Genomic DNA, 19,116 nt, shown 5'->3' with positions numbered 1-19,116 from the left:
CTACAACTGGATGAGCCTATGAAAGCCAAGGCTGATGTACCTTTCGCGCCGCTCAACATCGCGGTGCTGACGGTCAGCGATACCCGTACCCTGGAAACCGATACCTCAGGCCAGGTCTTCGTCGACCGGTTGAGTGCAGCCGGTCATAACCTTGCGGCCCGGATTCTGCTCAAAGATGACCTCTACAAAATTCGCGCGCAAGTCGCCAACTGGATTGCCGACGATGTCGTGCAGGTCGTGCTAATCACTGGCGGTACTGGTTTCACTGGACGCGACAGCACTCCGGAAGCGGTGAGTTGCCTGCTGGACAAACAGGTCGACGGTTTTGGTGAGCTGTTCAGGCAGATATCGGTGGCGGATATCGGCACCTCGACTGTTCAGTCCCGTGCGCTGGCCGGCCTGGCCAATGGCACGCTAGTCTGCTGTTTGCCGGGCTCGACCAATGCCGTGCGTACCGGTTGGGATGGCATTCTTGCCGAGCAGCTCGATTCGCGGCACCGCCCGTGCAACTTCGTGGCTCATCTCAAACAGGCGGCACTCTGTGAATCCCGCGGGTAAGCCAGGCAAGACGGGTAGTCTGCTGGCGGTCGAGGTGGCACTGGCACGCTTGCTGGCAATGGCTGAAGCCTCACCGATTCGTGAGCGTGAACGCTTGCCGTTGGCGCAGGTTCAGGGTCGTGTGCTGGCCGATGACCTGGTCTCGACGCTTGATCTGCCACCTTGGCCCAATAGTGCCATGGACGGTTATGCCTTGCGCACGGCTGACTGGACTGGAGAGCCACTGGTGGTCAGCCAGAAGATTTTTGCCGGACAGGCTCCGGAGCCCTTGAAGCCCGGCACCTGTGCACGAATCTTCACCGGTGCGCCAGTTCCCGCAGGTGCTGATTGCGTTGAGATGCAGGAAAACACCGAGGTTCAGGCGGATGAGCGAGTACGTTTCACCGAAACCATGACCTCAGGACAAAACATCCGTCCCCAAGGCCAGGAATCCACTGTCGGTGAATTGATTCTGCCAGCCGGCACGCGCCTCGGGTCGATCGAACAGGGGCTGGCCGCATCGCTGGGATGTGCAGAGCTGGACGTGATTCGCAAGGTTCGTGTTGCTGTTCTGTCCACCGGGGATGAACTGATTGAACCGGGTCAGGCTCTGGGGCCGGGACAGATCTACAACAGCAATCGAGTGTTGCTTTGCAGTTGGTTGCAGCGCTTGGGCTGTGAGGTGATCGATGCCGGTATTCTTCCGGATGATTTAACAACCACTCGCGCTCGCCTTGGTGAATTGAAGGATGTCGACCTGATTCTTTCTACCGGTGGTGTATCGGTGGGAGAGGCGGACTTTCTGGGCATTGCCTTGCGTGAAGAGGGCGAGTTGACGTTGTGGAAACTCGCCATCAAACCAGGCAAACCACTGACATTCGGGCATTTTTGCGGCGTACCTGTGATTGGTTTGCCCGGCAATCCGGCGTCGACCCTGGTGACCTTTGCTTTGTTGGCAAGGCCCTATCTCTTGCGCCGACAGGGCGTAAAAGAGGTTGAGCCCCTGAAGTTCCAGGTGCCGGCAGGGTTTGCCTGGCCCAAAGCAGGCAATCGGCGCGAGTACTTGCGTGGACGTCTGGAGAACGGCCGGGCAATCATCTACAAGAATCAGAGTTCTGGTGTACTGCGTAGCGCCGCCTGGGCCGATGGTCTGGTTGAGGTGCTGGAGGATCGCACGCTGATTGAAGGTGACTGCGTAAGCTTTATCCCGCTGAGTGAAGTTCTGAGCTGATTCCTGCCGCAGGCTTGCCGCAAACCCGGTTGAACGAACCGGGTTTTGCGTTCATGGCTAACCCTTAATGAGCCAGGAGTGTCACGACCTGATCAAAACGGCTATTGGCGATCCAGGCCAGAAGCCCGATGACCACGGTTGTTCCGCCAGCCGAATAGGCAAGCCTGTGTTTGATGGATTTGACGTCACTACGGACTTCATCCATGTCTCGTCGGATGTATTTGAGGTGTGTCTCCAATTCAACGACGCGAGGTTCCATATCAACTTCTCCAGTGGGTTTTGCGCTGTTTTTGAATTCAGCTTGATGATTGGCGCGTTTTTCTGCGAGCGGTACGACCGGAATGACCGGTGACCTGATCTCATGGCTTTGCATGGCACGTCCCTGTGTGTTTCCTGCTGATGTTTGATAACCGCAGACGCCAAGGTGTACCAATCGCACTTGCCGGTCAATTGAGCCGATTCCTCAGGTTTTGTAAGAAAAAGTCCCGCCTTGTAGGACGCCATACTGCTCGCCTTCAAATAATTCAAATTCTTGCGACTTTTATGTAGCGCGACGAGGTCAACATCTCCCATACGGAATTCAATCATGGGAGTGACAACAATGAGCGAACGCAAGGCGGTGTTGATTCTGCATGGCAAGCAAGCGCTCAACGAGGCGGTTCGTTCTGCCGTCGAGGGCAAGCGCAAACAGGGTTGGGAGCTAGCCGTTCGAGTGACCTGGGAGGCCGGCGACGCACAACGGCTGGTGGATGAAGCGCTGGCGGCAGGCTACAGGCAGGTTATCGCCGGCGGCGGTGATGGCACCTTGCGTGATATTGCTGAGGCCATGGCGGCGCATTCGACGCAGGCCAGCCTGGTACTGATGCCCCTGGGCACCGCCAATGATTTTGCTCGTGCCGCCGGCGTGCCTCTGGAGCCCGCTCAGGCACTGGATCTTCTTGACACTGCGCCGAGCGCCATTGATCTGGGGGAGGTCGGTGGGCAGGTGTTCCTGAATATGGCCACGGGCGGTTTTGGCAGTCAGGTCACTGCAAACACCTCGGAGGACTTGAAAAAAATCCTCGGGGGCGCGGCTTACCTGTTCACCGGTTTATCGCGCTTCAGCGAGCTGCACGCGGCCTATGGCGAGTTGCAGGGTCCTGATTTTCAGTGGAGTGGCGAGCTGTTGGCATTGGGCATCGGCAATGGCCGGCAGGCTGGCGGTGGACACGTGTTGTGTCCAGAAGCGCTGGCTGACGATGGCCTGCTGGACATCAGTATTCTGCCTGCTCCGCAGGAAGTCGTCGGTACCTTGAAAAACCTGCTGGCCGATGGCTTCGGCATCGACAACATGTTTGTGCGAGTCCGGCTGCCGTGGGTCGAAATAAAGGTCTCGGAAGGCCTCTACATCAACCTCGATGGCGAACCTCTGGAAGGCGACAACTTGCGTTTCTCGGCACGGCCGGCGGCACTGCGCGTACATTTGCCTGAAAACTCGCCGCTGCTGGGGTCATCGCAATCGATCAATCATCCAGGCTGATGATCTGCTCGCGAACGGCGAACAGCACCAGGCCCGCCACATCGTAGATCTGCAAACGCTTCATGATCTGCGAGCGATGAGTTTCGACCGTCTTGATACTGAGGCCCAGGCCGTTGGCGATCTCCCGGGTGGATTTTCCGCGAACGATCAACCGAAGGATTTCCAGCTGACGCGCTGTCAGGTTGTGCGAGTCGGCAGGTTCCGGCTGGTGTTTCTGAGATCGGATCAGCGCCTGGTTGATGACGGTGTGAGCGATGGCCGGGCTCAGGTAGCGTTCGTTGTTACGCAAGGCTTCCAGGGCATGTTCGAGCTCGGTGGCCGTGGTGTCCTTGAGCAGGTAGCCATGTGCGCCGGATTCCAGTGCCTGCATGATGAGTGCAGGATCGGTGTGCATCGACAGGATCAGCACCTTGCTCTGCGGGCGTACTCGCTTGAGTCGCTGCAATGCTTCAAGGCCACTGGTTTCCTTCATGGAAATATCCAGCAGGACGATGTCCGGGGACAGCTGCTCGACCATCTCGAGCAACTGCGAGCCATCATTGGCCTCACCGATTACCGCGTAGCCGGGAATATCCAGCACCAGAGCGCGCACGCCTGCCCTGATAAGCGAGTGGTCATCCACCAGAAGTAAGTTACAAGTCAATGCATAACCTTATTCGAACTGGCCCGTTCGAGCGCACGAGGCGCCCAGGGAAAGAGAGCTTCGATTTGAGTGCCTTTGCCCGGCTCGCTGGTAACGCTCAGTGTGCCGCCGAGCTGATCGATCCGTTCCGACATCCCCGCCATTCCGCGTTGCCCTTCACGACCTGGATCCGTCGATGGCGCGAAACCCAGACCATCGTCGCTGATCGACAGCGCAAGTCCCTGAGGCAGACGTTGCAGGCGGACCACCAGATTTTTCGCGTCGGCATGGCGCAGTATATTGGTGACCGCTTCCTGGGTTATTCGAAAGGCGGCCACCGCCATTTCTTCCGGTATACCGGTTAAGCGCTGATGGCATTCCAGACTCCAGTGCACCGACGTGTTGGCCAGTGTCTTGAGTAAATGCGCACGCAGACTGGCTTCCAGCCCGAGACTGGTCAGCTGCCTGGGATTGAGAATGGCCGATAGATCCCGAACTTTGGTCAGGGTTTCTTCCAGCGTGTCGCAGAGCACCGAACACTGGCCCTGAAGTTCTTCGGGCATTCGGCGTTTGAGCCAGTCACTTTGAAGTTTTGCCGCGGTCAGCAACTGTCCGATGTCGTCATGCAGTTCCCGACTGAGCCGGTGACGTTCGTTTTCTTGAACCTCCAACAGCCGGTCGGCCAACTCTTGAGGTTGAAACTTTATCGATTTGCGCGAGAGGTAATGCTCTACCCAGACGCAGGTCAGCGCCGCAACATTGAGCACCAGCAGGCTCAGCGGCAGGCGAGTGGACAGACTATAAATCAGCAGGCCAATCGCCGAGCAGGTACACAACATAAGCGTGATCAGGCGCGCGTTTTTTCGGGAGGGTGGCCATGCGGTGATTGACTTGAGGCTGGCGTACATAGCGGATGGAGCCAATGGATGATCGCTGCGGGAAGACCGGTCATAACGGATGACGGTCTCTGTCTGGAGTCACTCTGCCATTAATTGACGTCAACTAATGGGCGGCATAATACCACTTAAGATACCGTTGGTCGCGTTTGGTATATATTTCTGCAGGGGCAGGAAATAAGAGGTTATGGACGGCAGTTCCATAATGGAAAAAGTTGGGTGGCAGGAATTGTTTATTTGTTTCGAGTTGTCGTTAGCAGGTATGGATTATTCAATTGCGACATAACTTCGCGAAAGTTAGAGAGGCAGTCACGGCAATAAAAAAATCGGAGCGCGGCATACTGCTCCGATAAATTCAGGCTTGCCGCCCTGAAAAGGAGACGAGTGCGAACGGTTTGAAATTAGCGGGTGGATGAAACTGACTGTGTCCGACCTGAAAGGCGAAGGCTTCGATCAGAGAGGTCTGTTCACTGTCATCGAGGCTGAGTTGGCCGGTGTTCTGATCGATAAGCTCGAGTTGCCAGGCGATCAACGTCAGGCAGTCTTTCAGCGCACCCAAGGCCTGCTCGTGCAAGTCCATGTGATTCTGGGCGTGGCTCAGCAAACCATGAATGTGCAACGAAAACTCCGAAACAGCTGCCAGAGCGAGCGCATCAGCCTTTTTGGCCAGTTTGAGCAGGGTGCTAAGCATGCAGTCGATGGCGTCCATGTCATTGCTGATCAGTTGCAAATGACTCAGGCATTCCTCGGTTTTGGCCAGAAGTGTCTCAGCTTCGACGAGAAACTCCGCGTGCTGCTGAGCCCATTCTTTACGATCGTTCGGCATGTTTATCTCCACAACGTCATGTCAAATGAGGGAATGCCGTGTGTGTCGACGAGGACGATCAGGGTACCGGCATTGCCGTGCCATCGTGAGATCGCGCTCCGGCCTGTCTGGTTGCAGGCTGGGGAACTCGATAGGGTGAATGGACACTTACCTGCGATCGCACACAAAAGCCTGACTCCGTTCATGCAATGAGAATGGCGTCACATTAATGGCTATTGGATATTGCGAATATCAGGTTGGGCCTGATTGCTACTAGGGGAATCCCTTACACAGAGGAACCAACCGAACGAAACGAGGTCTCGCGGGAGGGAATGAAGCAGATGAAATCACTTGGCCAGTAAAGCATGATGTTAATGTGACATCAATGTTCGATCGTGGCATTTTACAGGGGGGGTCAAGGTTGGGCAAAAACAGCCGATAACCCCCTTTAGTGAATTCATCAGAACAAGCCCAGGAGTCATTGATGGCCGGCATTCTCGACACGGTAGACCAACGCACGCAACTGGTGGGTGAGAATCGCCTGGAAATTCTCATGTTCCGGCTGGCCGGACGGCAATTGTTCGCGATCAACGTCTTCAAAGTACAGGAAGTGCTGCAACTGCCGAAGCTGACCCTGATGCCCCAGCGTCATCCGTTTGTCTGCGGTGTGGTTAATCTGCGTGGCCAGACCCTGCCGGTGATCGACCTGTCCCAGGCCATTGGCATGCGTGCGCTGGTGCCAAGCCCGACCAGTACAATCATCGTCACCGAGTACAACCGTTCGGTGCAGGCGTTCCTGGTCGGTGGTGTGGACCGTATCGTCAACATGAATTGGGAAGCCATTCTGCCGCCGCCGGCCAGCGCCGGTCGTCAACATTACTTGACCGCTATCAGCAAGGTCGACGACCAGTTGGTGGAAATCATCGACGTCGAAAAAGTCCTGGCGGAAATTGTCCCGTACAACGCCAAGGTATCGCGCGACAAACTCGACGATCCGGTTCTGGAACGTGCCCGTGGCCGTGAAGTGCTGCTGGTGGACGACTCTAACGTGGCGCTGTCGCAATTGCGTGACACCCTGGGTCAATTGGGCGTGAAGATGCACATCGCCAGCGATGGCTTGAAGGCACTGAACATGCTCAAGGCCTGGGCTGATACCGGTGTGAACATGACCGACAAACTGCTGATGATCTTCACCGACGCGGAAATGCCGGAAATGGACGGCTATCGCCTGACCACCGAAATCCGTAACGACCCGCGTCTGCGTGGCCTTTATGTGGTGCTGCATACCTCGCTGTCCGGCAGTTTCAACGACTCGATGGTCAAGAAGGTCGGCTGCGATAACTTCCTCTCCAAGTTCCAGCCGGACAAACTCGTCGATGTGGTGCGCGAGCGCCTGATGCTCGACGCAGTGCCTGCCTGACACCCCCCGCAGAGGCTGGCCTGACGTCAGCCTTTGATTCGGCGATCAAGCTCGTATAGGGTGGCGTTTTTTACCCACCAGGGAGCTGGCCATGCTGCGTCTGAGCGCGCTTTATCGTTATCCGTTGAAATCCGGCAAGGGTGAGATCCTGCAGCAGGTCAGCCTCGACAAGCTGGGCCTGGACGGTGATCGACGCTGGATGCTGGTGGACGAGGCCAGCGGCCGCTTCCTGACCCAGCGTGCGGTGGCGCAGATGAGTCAGTTATCGGCGTTGTGGAATGCCGACGGTGGCTTGACCCTTGGTGCTCCGGGGCGCTCAGCGATCGATATTGCCTTGCCCGCCAGCGACGCTGAGCTGCGGGGCGTGACGATCTTCAAAGACAGTCTGCGAGTGCCCGATGCCGGTGATGAGGCCGGGGCCTGGGTCAGTGAGTTCATTGGAAAGCCGACGCGACTGGTGCAAATTCCTCTGGATCGCGCGCGCACCACTCAAGCGGGCTACGGGAGGGACGACGATCAAGTGGCTTTCGCCGATGGTTTTCCACTGTTGCTGATCGGGCAGGCGTCCCTGGAAGACTTGTCGCAAAAGGTCGGGCGTTCGCTGGAGATGCTGCGCTTTCGGCCGAATCTGGTGATCGAGGGCAGCGAAGCGTATGCCGAAGATGGCTGGAAGCGTATCCGCATCGGCGATGTTGAGTTCCGCGTGGTCAAGTCGTGTTCGCGCTGCATCCTGACCACCATCGATCCGCAAACCGGCGTGCGCAGTGATGATCGTGAACCGCTTGCAACTCTGCAGAAATACCGCGCTCAGGAAGACGGCGCCATGTTTGGCCAGAATTTGGTCAACGACGGTAATGGCCAGCTTGAAGTCGGCATGCCGGTCACGGTCCTGGAATAAACGACCCTGAACGAAAAATGCCCGTGTCCTTGGACACGGGCATTTTTTTGTCGTTGTGAAAACCCGGGGGTTTAGCCGCGGTATTCGCACAGGTAAGCGGTGTCGACGGCCACTTTCAGCTGGAACTTGCTGTTGGCGGGTACGTTGAACTGGTCGCCGGCGGCGAAGGTTTCCCAGTCGCTGCTGTCCGGCAGTTTGACGGTCAGGGCGCCGGACACCACGTGCATGATTTCACGCTGGCTGGTGCCGAATTCGTATTCGCCCGGTGCCATGACGCCGATGGTCGCAGGACCTTCAGCGGTGCCAAAGGCGATCGACTTGACGGTGCCGTCGAAGTACTCGTTGACTTTAAACATGGGCGATTCCTCGAAAAGGGCTAAAAAGGGCTGGCCAGTATGCACAAGGCCCTTGGCGCCGTCACCTCTCTAGAGGGGGAGAACCAGTGGTAACAGACGCGCTGTATTACGCGCGTCTTCCAGCGCCCGGTGTTGCTGCCCGGTGAACTGCATACCCGCCAGTTGCAGCGCACCATTGAGCCCCAGCGGGCGTTCCAGCCGGCGAGCCTTGGCAAAGCGCTGCTTGAGGTTCATGTGCGGCACCCGGCTCAGGGCGCTGTCGAGTTGCAGTTTCTGCCATTCCTGAAGCAGCTGTTTGCGATCGTAATCACCCCAACTGACCCAACCTTCGAGGCGCGAGTGATGCTGGCCGAGCCAGCGTTCGAACGACGCCCAGACCTCGCTCAGCGGCTCGGCGGCATCGATGTTGGCCTGGGTGATGTGTGTCAGCTCCCGACAAAACGGAGTCAGCAAAGGCCGACGCGTCGGGCGCACGAAGCACTGGAAGCTATCCAGTTCTCGACCTTTTCGGTCCACCAGGGTGGCACCGATTTCGATGATTTCCATTTCAGTTACTGGCCAACCACCCTCATCGGTGGTGGCTTCGAGATCAATGACCAGCCAGTGAGGCATCGCAGGGTTCCTGGTATCCGCGTCCTGATAGGGCTTGAGCGTAGCCAAACCCGGCGGATCCGCCTAGCGGCTTATTCGACCTCCAACAAAATCTGACGATTTTTCACCTGATCACCGACCCTGACCTGCAAGCGTTTGAGCACGCCATCGATGCCTGATTTCAGCGGATGCTCCATTTTCATGGCCTCCAGCACGACCAACAACTGGCCTTTGCTGACTGGGCTGCCCTCAGTGACCAGCACGTCGACGATCACCCCGTCCATCGGAGCCTTGAGGGTGCCGGTGCTGACGCTGACCTGGCTGCTGACCAAGGCCTGGGTCCGATCTATCAGCCGTAAACTGCCGGGCCGGGTAAACAGCCAGAGTTGTCCGGCTTCAAGACGGTAGGCATGGCGTCGCCGGATACCGTTGATTTCCAGGCTGGCCAAGCGTCCATCGCACTGGATGATCGTTAATTCAACGTTTTGCTCAGCGACTTGAATCCGATACGGTTCCCCCGGCACAGCGTTCAATTCCACTGACCAATCCTGATCATCAAGGCCGATTCGAAAGTGCAACGGCACGCTGGCGTTGTTGCGCCAACCGGCCAGTGGCGCGGGATGAACCTGCGCCGAGGCCTGATAGAACAACGCTGCGGCGATTGCCAGTGCTTCGGCGTCGGGTGCACGGGGATGCAGGCAGGCATGGTCGGCAAAATACGTCGGGATGAACCTGGTGCTGAACTCACCACTGATGAACTGCGGGTGCTCCAGCAGGCTGGCGAGCAAGCGCTGATTGCTTTGCACGCCGAGCAGCACGCTGTCCTGCACCGCCCGCAGCAACTTGCGCCGGGCTTCTTCGCGGGTGGCACCGTGGGCAATGATCTTGCCCAGCATCGGGTCATAGAACGGGCTGACGTTCTGGCCTTCGATCAGGCCATGGTCGATTCGTACGTCGCCCTGCAACGCTGGCTCCCACGCGGTGATGCGACCGGTTTGTGGTAGAAAGCCGTGTGCCGGATCTTCGGCGTACAAACGGACTTCCATGGCATGCCCGTTGAGCTGTACGTGTTCCTGACGCAGCGGCAGCGGCAGTCCTTCAGCGATGCGGAACTGCCAGGCCACCAGATCGAGGCCGGTGATCAATTCAGTCACCGGGTGTTCCACCTGGAGTCGGGTGTTCATCTCCAGAAAGTAAAACTCCCCGCGCGCATCCAACAGAAACTCGACGGTGCCAGCGCCGACGTAATTCACCGCGCGACCGGCCTTGAGCGCCGCTTCACCCATGGCCTGACGCAATTGGGCGGTCATCACCGGGCAGGGCGCTTCCTCGATGATTTTCTGGTGGCGGCGCTGGATCGAACAATCGCGCTCGCCAAGGTAGATCAGATTGCCGTGCTGGTCGCCGAACAGTTGAACCTCGACGTGGCGAGGATCAACCAACGCCTGCTCAAGGATCAGCTCGTCACTGCCAAACCCGTGCAGGGCTTCGGAGCGGGCGGTGCGCAGCTGCTCCAGCAAATCTTTGGCCTCGTGCACCAGGCGCATGCCACGCCCGCCACCGCCGGCGCTGGCCTTGATCATCAGCGGATAGCCAATCATTTCGGCTTCGCGGCTCAGGGTGGCGTCGTCCTGTTTGGCGCCCTGATAGCCTTTGATGCACGACACACCGGCTTCGATCATGGTGAGTTTCGACAATCGCTTGCTGCCCATCAGTTCGATGGCTTCGGGGCTGGGGCCGATGAAGGTGATGCCGGCATCCCGGCAGGCGAGGGCGAACCTGGCGTTTTCCGAGAGGAAGCCGTAGCCGGGATGGATCGCGTCGGCACCGGTGCGCCGGGCAGCGTCGAGCATTGCCGGGATGTTCAGATAGGACTGCTGCGCCGCGGCCGGGCCGATGTTCACGGATTCGTCGGCCATCTGCACATGCAGGGCATCGGTGTCGGCATCGCTGAACACCGCGACCGTGCGATAGCCCAGGGCCTGGGCGGTGCGCTGGATGCGGCAAGCGATTTCACCGCGGTTGGCGATCAGGATTTTTCTGAGGGCGGGCATTGGGTCTTCTCTCAAGTTGTGCGGTGCAAGTGATGGCCTCTTCGCGGGCAAGCCTCGCTCCTACAGAGCTTTGCGCAAACCTGTAGGAGCGAGCGGTGCGGCGGTCCGACTTGCCCGCGAAGCTCTTAAATGGCCCACCCCGGTTTTCGCTTTTGCACAAAGGCCATGGTCCCCTCAATACCTTCAGCCCCGGAGACCGCCTCGCTGAACCACTCGGCCGCTTCATCCAGCAACGCATTCGATGGCTGCCCGGCACTCGCCAGCAACAGCTTTTTGGTCGTCGCATTGGCCTCCGGCGCGCAGCACAACACATGGGCCAAAATTTCATCGAGACGCTCGGCCAACGCTTGCGCATCATGTTCGACAAAATGCACCAATCCCATGCGCCGCGCCTGTGTGCCGTCGAAACGTGCTGCGGTCAGTGCCAGTCGGCGAGCCTGAGTCAGGCCGATGCGCTGGACCACGAACGGGGCGATCTGCGCTGGCAGCAGACCGAGGCTGGTTTCCGGCATACCGAATTGCGCCTGGTGATCGGCCAAGGCGACGTCGCTGACGCAGGCCAGACCAAAACCACCGCCGAGCACCGCGCCTTGCAGCACCGTGATTACCACTTGCGGCGCGTGTTGCACCTCTTGCAGCAGTGCACCAAACGCTCGATTCAGGTCGCGATAGGCGCTCGGACCTTGAGCGCGTGCATTGGCCATGTCCTTGATGTCGCCCCCGGCGCAGAAATGCCCGCCGGCACCGCCGATCACCAGCGCGCGAATGGCTCGGTCGTCACGCACTGCTGCCAGCACGGCGCGCAGTTCAGCGACCATCTCCAAGCTCATGGCGTTGCGGCTTTGCGGTCGATTGAGGGTGATGTGCAGGACACCGTTATGGGGTTCGAGCAACAAAGTCTGGCAAACAGGCAGGGTGCTCATTTCTTTTTCCCCGGCAGGATGCCCATGAGTTTGCAGATGATCCCCAGCATGATTTCGTCGGCACCGCCGCCGATCGACACCAGCCGCACATCGCGGTACGCGCGGGCCACCGGGTTGTCCCACATGAAGCCCATGCCGCCCCAATATTGCAGGCAACTGTCGCTGACTTCACGGCCCAACCGTCCTGCCTTGAGTTTGGCCATGGACGCCAGACGGGTGACGTCCTGGCCTTTGATGTATTGCTCGGTGGCCTGATAGACCAGCGCCCTCAGGCATTCGATTTCGGTTTGCAGCTCGGCCAGCCGGAAGTGGATGACCTGGTTATCGATCAGCGCATTGCCGAAGGTTTTGCGCTCCTTGCAGTACTCGATGGTGCTGTCGATGCAGTACTCCAGGCCCTTGATCATGTTCGCCGCGCCGAACAGCCGTTCCTCCTGGAACTGCAGCATTTGCATCATGAACCCCGCGCCTTCGTGGCCAATGCGATTGCGTTGCGGCACCCGCACGTTGTCGAAAAAAACCTGAGCGGTTTCCGAGCTGCGCATGCCGAGCTTGTCCAGGTGCGAGCTGAGACTGATGCCTGGCGTGTTCATCGGCACCATGATCAGCGACTTGTTGATGTGGGGTTTGTCGTCCGAGGTGTTGGCCAGCAGGCAGATGAAATCCGCGCTCGGCGAGTTGGTGATCCACATCTTGCTGCCATTGATCACGTAGTCGTCGCCGTCCTTGCGGGCGGTGGTTTTCAAACCGGCCACGTCGGAACCGGCGCCGACTTCGGAAACACCGATGCAGCCGACCTGCTCGCCAGTGATGGCCGGGCGGAGAAACGCTTCGCGCAGTTCATCGGAGCCGAATCGCGCCAGCGCCGGGGTGCACATGTCGGTCTGAACACCGATGGACATCGGAATCCCGCCGCAATGAATGGTGCCGAACTCTTCGGCAGCGACGATTGAGTAGCTGTAGTCCAGGCCCATGCCACCGAACTTTTCCGGTTTGGAAATCCCCAGCAGGCCGAGGTCGCCGGCCTTGCGAAAGATCTCGTGGATCGGAAAGCGTCCGGCCTTTTCCCATTCCTCGACGTGAGGATTGATCTCGTGATCGACGAATTGGCGGACGGTGCGGCGCAGTGCTTCGTGTTCCTGGGTGAAGATCATTTTTTATTGTTCTCCTGAATGATCGTTCCCACGCTCTGCGTGGGAATGCAGCCTTAGACGCTCTGCGTCATCAAAAACGGGCTACACCAAAACTGTTGGTTTGCAGCGGCCGCACGTCGGCCTCATGGCAGATATCCAGCAAGTACCCGAGCAAGGTCCGGGTATCGCGAGGATCGATCAACCCGTCATCCCACAGGCTGGCGCTGCCATACAGCGCGGTGGACTGGCTGTCGAGTTTCTGCGCGGTGACGTGTTCCAGCATGTCGAGCATTTTCGGGTCGGGCACCAGGCCGTCCTTGGCCTGTTTGGCCTCGGTGACGATCCGCAGCACTTTACCGGCCTGGGCGCCGCCCATCACCGCCGTGCGGCTGTTGGGCCAGGCGAAGATGAAACGCGGGTCGAGGCCACGGCCACACATCGCATAGTTGCCGGCGCCGTAGGAACCGCCGACGACGATGGTCAGTTTAGGCACCCGGGCGTTGGCCACCGCTTGAATCATCTTCGCGCCGTGTTTGATCACGCCTTGCTGCTCCGACTCGGTGCCCACCATGAACCCAGTGGTGTTGTGGAAAAACAGCAGCGGCGTCCGGCTCTGGTCGCAGAGCTGAATGAACTGCGCAGCCTTGCTCGCACCCTTGGGGGTGATCGGTCCGTTGTTGCCGATGAACCCGCAGGCGCGGCCTTGAATCTGCAAATGGCCGCAGACAGTTTGCTGATCGAACTCGCCCTTGAATTCGAGAAAGTTCGAGCCGTCGGCAATCCGCGCGATGATCTCGCGCACGTCGTAAGGTTTTTTCGTGTCGTCAGGAATCAGTCCAAGCACTTCGTCGATGGGGTAGAGCGGTTCTTCCCAGCGCCGCGCAGACGCTAAAGGTAACCGGTCATTCCACGGCAACAGGCTGACAATCTCGCGCACCTGCCGCACGCCATCGGCATCGTTCTCGGCCAGGTATTCAGCGGTGCCGGCGATTTGCGCGTGCATCTCGGCGCCGCCCAGTGCTTCATCGGTGGCGACTTCGCCGGTGGCAGCCTTGAGCAGCGGCGGGCCGGCAAGAAACAGCTTGGCCTTGCCTCGCACCACCACTACGTAATCCGAGAGCCCCGGCTGATAAGCGCCGCCGGCCGTGGCCGAACCATGAACCACCGTGATTTGCGGCAGGCCCATGGCCGACATCCGCGCCTGATTGGCAAAGCTGCGGGCACCTTCGACGAAAATCTCCGCCGCGTAATTGAGGTTGGCGCCGCCGCTTTCGGCCAGGGTAACGACCGGCAGTTTGTTCTCCATGGCGATCTGTTGCAGACGCAGGGATTTTTTCAAGCCGCTGGGGGAAATGGTCCCGCCCTTGATCGCACTGTTGTTCGCCACCACCAGAACCCGAACGCCGGACACGTAACCGATCCCGGCGATCAAACCGCCGCCAGCCGAACTGCCGTCCTTGTCGTCATGCAGTTTGTAGCCGGCCAGGCTGGCCAGTTCAAGGAACGGTGCGCCAGGGTCCAGCAGCAGATTGAGGCGTTCGCGGGGCAACAACTGGCCGCGTTTGTCGAACCTGGGTTTGGCTTCGGCAGCCTTGTTCAGCAGGTTCTGTTCGAGCTGGCGGACATGCTCGATGCCGACCAGCATCGCCGCTCGATTGCGGGCGAACTGCTCGCTGAGCGGGTCCACGTGCGACTGAATCACCGGCATGGCTTATTCCTTGTCCTTGAGCACGTCCGGTAAGTAGGCGCGGTGAAAACCGTTATACGACTCGCTGATCTGCGCCTTGTGTATCGGCCAGGCGCGCCCGCCCAGGCTGGCGGCGCCGTCGATGCGCAAGGTGCTGCCGCTGACAAATGCCGCTGCCGGGCTGAGCAGGAAAACGATCGCCGCGCTGACCTCCGATTCGGTGCCGATGCGTTTGAGCGGCACGTGCTCGCGCAACGTCGGGATCACCGCTTTGAATGCGCCTTCGTAGGTGTCCATACCGCTGGACGCGATCCAGCCCGGCGCCACGGCATTGACCCGCACCCCGGCGTAACCCCATTCGAACGCGGCGGTCTTGGTGAGGTTATCCATGCCCGAACGCGCTGCACCCGAGTGGCCCATGCCGGGCATACCGCCCCACATGTCGGCGAGCATATTGACGATGGCGCCGCCGTGCGTGCTCATGGACTGGTTGAACACTTCCCGGGCCATCAGGAAGCCGCCCATCAGGTTGGTGCGCAACACCGTGTCGAAGCCTTTTTGATTGATCGACGCCAGCGGCGACGGGTACTGCCCGCCGGCGTTGTTGACCAGGCCGTGAATCGGTCCGTGCTTGCGGATCAACTCGCTGACCACATGCTTGACCGCTTCTTCCTCACGAATATCGCAGACCATCCAGTCAGCCTTGCCGCCATCCTCGGCAATCTCGGCCGTGACGTTTTTCAGCTTGTCTGCCGTGCGCCCGAGCAGCAGCACATGGGCGCCGAGGGCCGCCAGTTCGTGAGCGGTGCAACGGCCGATGCCGCTGCCGCCACCGGTGACGATGATGTTTTGGCCTGCAAACAAATCGGCTTTGAAAATCGAATCGTAAGCCATGGCGACAGTCCTCTAGTTGACTTGGTCGGCGATGCGCTGAGGCACCGGTATCTGGATTTCCAGCAGTTGCTGGGCGAAGGCTTTGCCTTGCGGATCGATCCGCAGGCTGGCCACACCACCGCCTCCAAGGGCGTTTTCCAGCAGAAAATTAAGGCTGTGGGTGCCCGGCAGATACCAGCGTTCGACACGGCCGTGGATCGGGTCGAGGACATGACTCATCCAGTCGACGATCACTTCTGGCGTCAAGGCCTCGGCAATCCACGGCAGGTACTCCGGCTCGCGGGCCAAGACGCCGATGTTGCTGTGGTTGCCCTTGTCACCGGAGCGCGCCACGGCGAGTTTGACCAGGGCCACGCTGGCATCGGCCCGGTCTGAGGGTTTCGGTGGGGCGCACGCCACGGGCAGGTCGGCGGTGTCGAGTACATCAACGGCGGGCAGGGCGCATGGGTGGCGCTGGCCCTTGAGATCAATTTCCAGCGTGCAGGCGGTTTTGTCGATAAGGAACGAGAACAGCCGGATCAGCGGATACACCGTCGGCCGTCCACCGACAATCCCGGTCAGTCCCGGCGCCATGCCGGTGGCGGCCTGGGCGATTTCCCGGGAGAACACGATCAACGCCTGTTTACCCGGATGGCGCACCGCAAGTTTGATCACCACTTCGCGGTTGTCATGGCGCTGACCGTGGGTGCCGTAAGTGGCTTCGCTGCCGAGCAGTTCGATGTTCACTTCGCTGTAGGGTGGCCAGCCGCGCTGGCTGAAGATTTCCGACGTCTTGTTGATGATGGCTTCGCTGACTCGACGCGCCTTGTCGACCGCATCGATCCCCGCGATCAGGCAACTGGCGGTGCAGCGAAAACCGTCCGGGTAAGTGGCGCTGACCTTGTACTGATCGGTCGGTGGCAAGCCTTTTGCGCCGTGTACCTGAACCGCATTTTTGCCTTGTTGCACAAGTTTTACTTCAGTGAAATTGCAGACCACGTCCGGCAGCAGATAGGCCTGTGGGTTGCCGATTTCATACAGCATCTGCTCGCCGACCGTCAGCGGTGTGACCAGTCCGCCGGAGCCTTCGGGTTTGCTGACGATGAACTGGCTGTCGGCGCTGACTTCGACGATGGGGAAGCCGATGTGTTCGTAGTCGGGCACCTCACGCCAATCGGTGAAGTTGCCGCCGGTGCACTGGGCGCCACATTCGATGATGTGGCCGGCCAATGCGGCCTGGGCGAGTTTGTCGTAGTCGTGCCAGGACCAATCGAATTCATGCACCAATGCAGCGCTGACCACGGCGCTGTCGACCACGCGCCCGGTGATCACAATGTCGGCACCCAGGCGCAGGGCTTCGACGATGCCCGGCGCGCCGAGGTAGGCGTTGGTCGAGACGCACATCGGCGGCAGGGGCGCGCCGCTAAACATTTCATGGATACCGCTGCTGCTCAGCTGTTTGAGCTGCGGCTGCAGGTCATCGCCCAGCAGCACGGCGATTTTCAATGCCACCCCGGCCTTGTCGCAGGCAGCGGTCAGGGCGGCGGCGCAGGCCTGTGGATTGACTCCGCCGGCGTTACTGATGACGCGGATTTTCTGTTCGGCGAGTTGACCCAGCAGCGGGCTGAGGACTTCGATGAAGTCGCTGGCGTAACCGGCCTGAGGATCTTTCATCCGCGCGCCGGCCATGATCGACATCGTAATCTCGGCCAGATAATCGAAGACCAGATAGTCCAGGCGCCCACCTTCCACCAGTTGCGCGGCAGCGGTCGAGGTGTCGCCCCAGAAGGCGCTGGCGCAACCGATGCGAATTGTTTTAGGCCCAGTCAACTCCATAGTCACCTCCGACAGAAGTTCATCGAGACTACCAAGCAAGCGCTTGGTTTGTAAACGGCTTAAATATCTTCTTCCCGAGCGCTTGCTTGGGCGCCCCGGCCAGCTTAAATTGCCCGCGCAACCCCACTGTTTTAGCGGTGAGCGGCGTATTTGATTGATCGACTGTAGGAGAGAACGGGTGGACGAGCAAAAAGCCCTGAGGGTGATGCGCGAATTGGTCGACAACGGCCAATTGACCGACCCGGACAGCGCCCGTGGCAAACTGCTGCAAGTGGCGGCTCACCTGTTCCGCAATAAAGGATTTGAACGCACCACCGTGCGCGATCTGGCCGGCGCCGTGGGCATTCAGTCAGGCAGTATTTTTCATCACTTCAAAAGCAAGGACGAGATCCTGCGGGCGGTGATGGAGGAAACCATTCGCTACAATACCGCGTTAATGCGTGCAGCCCTGGCAGAAGCCGGCAGTGTGCGCGAGCGAGTGTTGGCGCTGATTCGTTGTGAATTGCAGTCGATCATGGGCGGCAGCGGCGAGGCCATGGCCGTGTTGGTCTATGAATGGCGTTCGCTGTCCGAAGACGGGCAGGCGCAGGTGCTGGCGCTGCGCGACATTTATGAAGACCTCTGGCTACAGGTGCTGGGCGAGGCCAAGGACGCCGGTTTTATTCGCGGGGATGTGTTCATCACCCGCCGCTTTCTGACGGGTGCGTTGTCCTGGACCACCACCTGGTTTCGCGCCGGCGGCAGCATGAACCTCGATCAATTGGCCGATGAGGCGTTGATTCTGGTGCTGGAAGAGAAGCAATAAGTTTGTTTTGAGTCGCGAGGAAACTGGCTAAGTGGCCGAAACCGCCTAGCTTGAATGCATTGATGCGTATTTTTTGGGGAGTGGGGTGTTTTGAAGTCTTCGCCAATTAGGACGGCTTCGCGGCTTTTGCTGGCGACGCTTGCGGTGTTATGCGTGATTCCTGCCCAGGCAGCACAGCTGGTGCGAGTCGGTGCCGCCCATTTTCCTCCTTATACCGTGCGCCCGGAATCCGGTGCTGACACCGGTTTGCTGCCGCAGTTGGTCGAGGCACTCAATGCCTTGCAGGGCGACTACCAGTTTGTGTTGGTGCCCACTTCCATTCCCCGGCGTTTTGGTGACTTCAAGCAAAGCCGGGTGGACATGGCGATTTTCGAGAACCCGGACTGGGGCTGGAAGGACATCCCGCACACCAGTGTCGACATGGGGCTGGAAGATGCCGAGATTTTTGTCGCGCAACGCCAGCCCGATGGTCTGCCGGTTCGTCAGCAGAATTATTTTTCCGACCTCGCTGGCAAGCGTCTGGCGCTGTTCAGCGGCTATCACTACGAATTCGCCAATTTCAATGCCGATCCAAAATTCCTCGCGCAGAACTACAACGCCACGCTGACGTATTCCCATGACAGTAACCTGCTGATGGTGCTGCGCGGGCGTGCCGACGTTGCCTTGGTGACGCGCTCGTACCTGAGCGATTACCTGCTGCGCAACAAGGAAGTCGCTGATCAATTGCTGGTGTCCCAGCGTATCGATCAGGTCTATCACCACTACGCCATCCTCCGTCCGGCCGCACCCATCAGTGGCGTGGCGTTCGGCAAGTTACTGCAAGGGTTGCGGGACAATGGCGAGATGCTGAAGATTTTCGACCCCTACAAGATCGCCGTGGTGCCGGTCCCGGGTAGTTGAGATCGCGCCACAGGTCGCGTATTTGCCGAC

19 protein-coding genes are annotated in these 19,116 nt (G+C 59.3%); 7 read left to right on the top strand and 12 right to left on the bottom strand.

Going from position 1 to position 19,116, the window contains the following annotated elements; translation table 11 throughout:
* Positions 1 to 18: 18 nt before the first annotated feature.
* Both moaB and ACYZT5_RS15725 read left to right on the top strand, forming a co-directional pair.
* Positions 19 to 558: a molybdenum cofactor biosynthesis protein B gene (gene moaB, locus ACYZT5_RS15730; protein ID WP_462051901.1), complete on the top strand. Its 540-nt coding sequence runs from the start codon at positions 19 to 21 to the stop codon at positions 556 to 558.
* Positions 542 to 1,768: a molybdopterin molybdotransferase MoeA gene (locus ACYZT5_RS15725; RefSeq protein WP_462051900.1), complete on the top strand. Its 1,227-nt coding sequence runs from the start codon at positions 542 to 544 to the stop codon at positions 1,766 to 1,768. Before moaB ends, ACYZT5_RS15725 begins: the two co-directional genes overlap by 17 nt.
* A gap of 64 nt (positions 1,769 to 1,832) precedes the next feature.
* Here ACYZT5_RS15725 and ACYZT5_RS15720 read toward each other — a convergent pair whose 3' ends face one another.
* Positions 1,833 to 2,141, bottom strand: coding sequence for a hypothetical protein (locus ACYZT5_RS15720; RefSeq protein WP_462035864.1), 309 nt, complete (start codon positions 2,139 to 2,141; stop codon positions 1,833 to 1,835).
* Between the two features lie 228 nt (positions 2,142 to 2,369).
* On the opposite strand from ACYZT5_RS15720, the gene yegS reads away from it, so the two are divergent.
* Positions 2,370 to 3,287 (top strand): lipid kinase YegS, encoded by a 918-nt coding sequence (gene yegS / locus ACYZT5_RS15715; protein ID WP_462051899.1) that lies wholly within the window; start codon positions 2,370 to 2,372, stop codon positions 3,285 to 3,287.
* On the opposite strand, the gene ACYZT5_RS15710 is transcribed toward yegS, so the two are convergent.
* From ACYZT5_RS15710 to ACYZT5_RS15700, 3 genes are all read right to left on the bottom strand, one after another.
* On the bottom strand, positions 3,271 to 3,930 hold the full coding sequence (locus tag ACYZT5_RS15710; protein WP_462051898.1) for a response regulator: 660 nt from the start codon (positions 3,928 to 3,930) through the stop codon (positions 3,271 to 3,273). The two genes, yegS and ACYZT5_RS15710, sit on opposite strands and share 17 nt — an antisense overlap.
* On the bottom strand, positions 3,927 to 4,817 hold the full coding sequence (locus ACYZT5_RS15705; RefSeq protein WP_462052258.1) for a sensor histidine kinase: 891 nt from the start codon (positions 4,815 to 4,817) through the stop codon (positions 3,927 to 3,929). Before ACYZT5_RS15705 ends, ACYZT5_RS15710 begins: the two co-directional genes overlap by 4 nt.
* A gap of 343 nt (positions 4,818 to 5,160) precedes the next feature.
* A complete protein-coding gene (locus ACYZT5_RS15700; protein ID WP_462051897.1) occupies positions 5,161 to 5,631 on the bottom strand; it encodes a hypothetical protein in 471 nt (156 codons plus the stop codon).
* A gap of 463 nt (positions 5,632 to 6,094) precedes the next feature.
* On the opposite strand from ACYZT5_RS15700, the gene ACYZT5_RS15695 reads away from it, so the two are divergent.
* Together ACYZT5_RS15695 and ACYZT5_RS15690 are read left to right on the top strand one after the other, a co-directional pair.
* On the top strand, positions 6,095 to 7,030 hold the full coding sequence (locus ACYZT5_RS15695; RefSeq protein ID WP_462051896.1) for a chemotaxis protein CheV: 936 nt from the start codon (positions 6,095 to 6,097) through the stop codon (positions 7,028 to 7,030).
* A gap of 91 nt (positions 7,031 to 7,121) precedes the next feature.
* Positions 7,122 to 7,928: an MOSC domain-containing protein gene (locus tag ACYZT5_RS15690; RefSeq protein ID WP_462051895.1), complete on the top strand. Its 807-nt coding sequence runs from the start codon at positions 7,122 to 7,124 to the stop codon at positions 7,926 to 7,928.
* Positions 7,929 to 7,999: 71 nt separating this feature from the next.
* On the opposite strand, the gene ppnP is transcribed toward ACYZT5_RS15690, so the two are convergent.
* The 8 genes from ppnP to ACYZT5_RS15650 form a co-directional block, all read right to left on the bottom strand.
* On the bottom strand, positions 8,000 to 8,284 hold the full coding sequence (ppnP, locus tag ACYZT5_RS15685) for a pyrimidine/purine nucleoside phosphorylase (protein ID WP_462051894.1): 285 nt from the start codon (positions 8,282 to 8,284) through the stop codon (positions 8,000 to 8,002).
* A 69-nt stretch (positions 8,285 to 8,353) separates the two neighbouring features.
* Positions 8,354 to 8,896 carry a 3'-5' exonuclease gene (locus ACYZT5_RS15680; RefSeq protein ID WP_462051893.1) on the bottom strand — a complete coding sequence of 181 codons (543 nt, stop codon included), beginning with the start codon at positions 8,894 to 8,896 and terminating at the stop codon, positions 8,354 to 8,356.
* A 71-nt stretch (positions 8,897 to 8,967) separates the two neighbouring features.
* Positions 8,968 to 10,929 carry an acetyl/propionyl/methylcrotonyl-CoA carboxylase subunit alpha gene (locus tag ACYZT5_RS15675; RefSeq protein WP_462051892.1) on the bottom strand — a complete coding sequence of 654 codons (1,962 nt, stop codon included), beginning with the start codon at positions 10,927 to 10,929 and terminating at the stop codon, positions 8,968 to 8,970.
* A 125-nt stretch (positions 10,930 to 11,054) separates the two neighbouring features.
* On the bottom strand, positions 11,055 to 11,852 hold the full coding sequence (locus ACYZT5_RS15670; protein WP_462051891.1) for an enoyl-CoA hydratase/isomerase family protein: 798 nt from the start codon (positions 11,850 to 11,852) through the stop codon (positions 11,055 to 11,057).
* Complete coding sequence (gene atuD / locus ACYZT5_RS15665) at positions 11,849 to 13,006, bottom strand: citronellyl-CoA dehydrogenase (protein ID WP_462051890.1); 1,158 nt, start codon at positions 13,004 to 13,006, stop codon at positions 11,849 to 11,851. Before atuD ends, ACYZT5_RS15670 begins: the two co-directional genes overlap by 4 nt.
* A 70-nt stretch (positions 13,007 to 13,076) precedes the next feature.
* A complete protein-coding gene (gene atuC, locus ACYZT5_RS15660; protein ID WP_462051889.1) occupies positions 13,077 to 14,693 on the bottom strand; it encodes a geranyl-CoA carboxylase subunit beta in 1,617 nt (538 codons plus the stop codon).
* A gap of 3 nt (positions 14,694 to 14,696) precedes the next feature.
* Positions 14,697 to 15,566, bottom strand: a complete 870-nt coding sequence (locus tag ACYZT5_RS15655; protein ID WP_462051888.1) for an SDR family oxidoreductase — start codon at positions 15,564 to 15,566, stop codon at positions 14,697 to 14,699.
* Between the two features lie 12 nt (positions 15,567 to 15,578).
* Complete coding sequence (locus ACYZT5_RS15650; protein WP_462051887.1) at positions 15,579 to 17,381, bottom strand: acyclic terpene utilization AtuA family protein; 1,803 nt, start codon at positions 17,379 to 17,381, stop codon at positions 15,579 to 15,581.
* Between the two features lie 178 nt (positions 17,382 to 17,559).
* On the opposite strand from ACYZT5_RS15650, the gene ACYZT5_RS15645 reads away from it, so the two are divergent.
* On the top strand, positions 17,560 to 18,186 hold the full coding sequence (locus ACYZT5_RS15645) for a TetR/AcrR family transcriptional regulator (protein ID WP_462035850.1): 627 nt from the start codon (positions 17,560 to 17,562) through the stop codon (positions 18,184 to 18,186).
* 90 nt (positions 18,187 to 18,276) lie between these two features.
* Entirely contained in the window at positions 18,277 to 19,086 is an 810-nt protein-coding gene (locus ACYZT5_RS15640; protein ID WP_462051886.1) for a substrate-binding periplasmic protein, read from the top strand.
* Positions 19,087 to 19,116 lie beyond the last annotated feature (30 nt).

The organism is Pseudomonas sp. LB3P14 (assembly GCF_054898045.1).
This window is presented reverse-complemented; position numbering and strand designations above follow the sequence as displayed.

Excerpts from the sequence above, each read along its gene's own strand:
- atuD (WP_462051890.1), bottom strand. The coding sequence starts at position 13,006 with ATGATCTTCACCCAGGAACACGAAGCACTGCGCCGCACCGTCCGCCAA.
- ACYZT5_RS15720 (WP_462035864.1), bottom strand. The coding sequence starts at position 2,141 with ATGCAAAGCCATGAGATCAGGTCACCGGTCATTCCGGTCGTACCGCTC.
- ACYZT5_RS15695 (WP_462051896.1), top strand. The coding sequence starts at position 6,095 with ATGGCCGGCATTCTCGACACGGTAGACCAACGCACGCAACTGGTGGGT.
- ACYZT5_RS15700 (WP_462051897.1), bottom strand. The coding sequence starts at position 5,631 with ATGCCGAACGATCGTAAAGAATGGGCTCAGCAGCACGCGGAGTTTCTC.
- ACYZT5_RS15650 (WP_462051887.1), bottom strand. The coding sequence starts at position 17,381 with ATGGAGTTGACTGGGCCTAAAACAATTCGCATCGGTTGCGCCAGCGCC.
- ACYZT5_RS15680 (WP_462051893.1), bottom strand. The coding sequence starts at position 8,896 with ATGCCTCACTGGCTGGTCATTGATCTCGAAGCCACCACCGATGAGGGT.
- ppnP (WP_462051894.1), bottom strand. The coding sequence starts at position 8,284 with ATGTTTAAAGTCAACGAGTACTTCGACGGCACCGTCAAGTCGATCGCC.
- atuC (WP_462051889.1), bottom strand. The coding sequence starts at position 14,693 with ATGCCGGTGATTCAGTCGCACGTGGACCCGCTCAGCGAGCAGTTCGCC.
- ACYZT5_RS15655 (WP_462051888.1), bottom strand. The coding sequence starts at position 15,566 with ATGGCTTACGATTCGATTTTCAAAGCCGATTTGTTTGCAGGCCAAAAC.
- ACYZT5_RS15690 (WP_462051895.1), top strand. The coding sequence starts at position 7,122 with ATGCTGCGTCTGAGCGCGCTTTATCGTTATCCGTTGAAATCCGGCAAG.
- moaB (WP_462051901.1), top strand. The coding sequence starts at position 19 with ATGAAAGCCAAGGCTGATGTACCTTTCGCGCCGCTCAACATCGCGGTG.
- yegS (WP_462051899.1), top strand. The coding sequence starts at position 2,370 with ATGAGCGAACGCAAGGCGGTGTTGATTCTGCATGGCAAGCAAGCGCTC.
- ACYZT5_RS15670 (WP_462051891.1), bottom strand. The coding sequence starts at position 11,852 with ATGAGCACCCTGCCTGTTTGCCAGACTTTGTTGCTCGAACCCCATAAC.
- ACYZT5_RS15705 (WP_462052258.1), bottom strand. The coding sequence starts at position 4,817 with ATGTACGCCAGCCTCAAGTCAATCACCGCATGGCCACCCTCCCGAAAA.
- ACYZT5_RS15675 (WP_462051892.1), bottom strand. The coding sequence starts at position 10,929 with ATGCCCGCCCTCAGAAAAATCCTGATCGCCAACCGCGGTGAAATCGCT.